A 1079-nucleotide genomic window follows, 5' to 3' on the forward strand; every position below is an offset into this window, starting at 1 on the left:
TGAAGGCGAGCGTGGCCAGCGGGAAACCGCGCTCATGGTTCTCGCGCGGCTGCAGGCGGTAGACGCAGTCGTCGGTGAAGAACTCGGGCCACAGGTCCCAATGTCCGGAATCGACCGCGCTGGCGTAGTCGGCGTAGAGCTGGTTCAGGGCGTACCAGTCCTCGAAGTTCAGCGATGTGTGGTGGCTCATGGCGATGTCTCCTTCAGGCTTCCATCACGTCACGCCAGTAGCGGTACATGCCGCGGATCAGCGTCTCGGTGACCATGTGCTCGGTGTTCTCGACGCCCTTGCCGCCGAGCTCGGCCACCGCGCGGTGGAAGGGCTTGGACTCGAAGGCCTGCTGCGAGAACTCGATCACCTCGCCGTCGTCGGCCGACACGAAGCCGGCCGGCCCGAACAGGTTGGCCTGCGTGAGGCGGCGCTGGGTCATCTCCTCGCTGTCGTCCTCGAAGCCGAAGTGCGTCCAGACGAAGTCGAAGCTGCCGTGGCCATTGGGCTGGATGTGGCGCGTCGACACGCTGTTGACCTGCTGCTGCAGGATGACGCTCGGGAAGATCGTGGTCATCACGGCCGTCGGGCCGCTCCACCATGCCTCCGGCACGATGTCGATGAAGCTCGGATCGTGGAGCTTCATCTCCGACTTGAAGCTCGAGACCTGCGTGACCTGATCGGCCTTGCCGGCCGCGCCACGCGTGGAGATCATGGCCGCGTGGCGGTGCTTGTCGTCCATGCGCAGCTGCGACTTGTTGTCCGCGCGCCAGAGGCCGAAGGTGACGAACCAGGTGTGCAGCAGGCCCGGGTGGTACGGGTCCTTGATGTTCTCCTGCATCAGCTTCCAGTTGCCCGGGATGCGCTGGCGGTTGTAGCCCAGGATCTTGAGCTGGCGGCCGTTGAACAGGCGGTCGTAGTAGCCCAGGATGGTGGGCCCGAGGTAGTCCTCCAGCGACTCGATGTCGTGGTCGAAGGACGCGAAGACCACGCCGCCGCGCACGGCGACTTTCAGCTTGGTCAGGCCATGGTCGCTGGTCTTGAAGTCCGAGGGCATGCCGCCGTGGACCTGGCCGTCCTGCTTGACGCC

At 65.2% G+C, this 1079-nt stretch carries 2 protein-coding genes; both read right to left on the bottom strand.

From position 1 onward, the window contains the following. The coding region (locus tag EV685_RS00305) for a nuclear transport factor 2 family protein (RefSeq protein WP_207224730.1) at positions 1–190 on the bottom strand (190 nt) is incomplete at its 3' end. A 13-nt stretch (positions 191–203) separates the two neighbouring features. Continuing rightward, on the bottom strand, positions 204–1079 hold an 876-nt coding region (locus EV685_RS00310; RefSeq protein WP_130480012.1), incomplete at its 5' end, for an aromatic ring-hydroxylating dioxygenase subunit alpha.

The organism is Sphaerotilus mobilis, assembly GCF_004216565.1.
Classification (GTDB): domain Bacteria; phylum Pseudomonadota; class Gammaproteobacteria; order Burkholderiales; family Burkholderiaceae_C; genus Sphaerotilus; species Sphaerotilus mobilis.